Source organism: Pseudomonas sp. P7548, assembly GCF_013386585.1.
Classification (GTDB): Bacteria; Pseudomonadota; Gammaproteobacteria; order Pseudomonadales; family Pseudomonadaceae; genus Aquipseudomonas.
In genome coordinates this window covers 1-1587 of record NZ_JACARO010000213.1, presented here as the reverse complement: position 1 = coordinate 1587, position 1587 = coordinate 1, and the positions used below count along the sequence as shown (strand labels likewise).

Sequence of the window (1587 nt, the reverse complement as noted above, 5' to 3'; positions counted from 1 at the left end):
GTTCTTTGGTCTGGATGAGATTGGCGACGACCTGGAAGACCCCTTCGGTTTCGACGAAAACGACCTGCCGTGCAACGCCATCCTGCGCACGTTGGAGCGTGAGGTCCGCGCCGCCTTGGGCGAAACCGACCTGCCGCCGCCCCTGGAGCCCGTGGAGTACGTGCTCACCTGATACAGGTTTGACACTCGCCGTGGTCTGACCGAAGCTGGTGGCTTTGCGATAGCTGCCCCAGCTTTTGGACGCCTGCATGTCAAAGTCACGCCGTTACGCCCTCATCGGCCTGTGCGCCCTGTTGTCTATTGTGCTCATTACCTGGTTTTTCTCCCGTTCCACTCAAGTGACCGTGCCGCCGGCGATTGCCCATGGTTACGCCAAGGCGCTGCGCCAGGCCCATAACGGCGAGCCGGGGGCCGCGCGCGTGCTGTACCAGCAGCTGGGCCGCCCTGACCTTTCGCCCGAGCGACGTGCTGCATTGCACGCAGAATTGCCCAACTACCCAAGCCCCCAGGCCCTGAAACTGGCGGATAAAGACCTGGCCAATGATGCGCCACTGGTCCGCGAAGCGGCGATCCACAGCATTGTCGGCCTGGTGCCCACCGGCCAGCGCACCTTGCTGCTCGGCCCGGTATTGGACGACCCTGAACAAGACGTGCGCTTTGCCGCCGCCAATGCATTGCTGGGCCTGTCACCGGATACCTTGGGCCTGTACTTTGGCCCGTTGCAGCAAGTGCTCGATGAATTCGTGAAAAAACTCAAGGGCCAGCCCGAAACCGCCGAAGGCTGGATTCAACTGGCGCGCCTGTACATCCACAGCGCCTTGTTGCCAGATGCGCAAAACGCCCTGGAGCAGGCCATGCGCTTGCAGCCGGACAACCTGCAGGCCGTGGTTGCGCAGATCGAGCTGCTGGACAAGCAAGGCAAGACCGACGAATCGCGCCAACTGCTGGCGCGCCAATTGGCGGCTCACCCGGAGTCGGCCTACCTGCAACACGCCCTGGGCATGTGGTTGCTGCACCATGGCGAGCGCCCGTATGCCCTGCTCGGCCTGTCCAAGGCGGTGGAACTGGAGCCGGACAATCAGGATTACCGTTACGACCTCGCGACCACGTTGCATGCCCAGGAAGAATTGGAAGCCGCCCAGCGCCAGCTGGAAGAAATCGTGCAGCGCCATCCCGCCAATCGCAAAGCTCGGGTGTTGCTGATCAACTATTGGAAAGAAACCGGCCAGTTGCAGAATGTGCAAGTGTTGCTGGCCCAGCTTGAACAACAGAACCCGGACGATCCGGCGCTTCAGCAAGGCCTGTAGCTGCGCTACAAAAACTTGTAAATCAACGCGTCCGCTGTACAAATATCATCAAACGTTGAACCGCCACGAGCCACTACGGTCAAGTGAATATGGCGCGCCCCCAGGTGGCGCGCCCCTCTACTTGTACGTGACCTGAGGGCACTTCTTGTCTACATCCAATACGCTGTTCAGTGAAAAGGCGGCCACCGGCATCGAAGGTCTTGATGACATTCTTTCTGGGGGGCTATCGCGTAGCCATCTGTTCTTGCTGGAGGGTGAGCCGGGCACCGGCAAGACCACC

General features: G+C 60.8%; 3 protein-coding genes. All 3 read left to right on the top strand.

What is annotated here, in order from left to right:
• The coding region (locus HX803_RS32355; RefSeq protein ID WP_306172779.1) for a bestrophin family ion channel at nucleotides 1–172 on the top strand (172 nt) is incomplete at its 5' end.
• Between the two features lie 76 nt (nucleotides 173–248).
• Nucleotides 249–1307: a tetratricopeptide repeat protein gene (locus tag HX803_RS32350; RefSeq protein WP_178926111.1), complete on the top strand. Its 1059-nt coding sequence runs from the start codon at nucleotides 249–251 to the stop codon at nucleotides 1305–1307.
• Nucleotides 1308–1452: 145 nt separating this feature from the next.
• A partial coding sequence (locus HX803_RS32345; RefSeq protein ID WP_178926110.1) for an ATPase domain-containing protein occupies nucleotides 1453–1587 on the top strand: 135 nt, incomplete at its 3' end.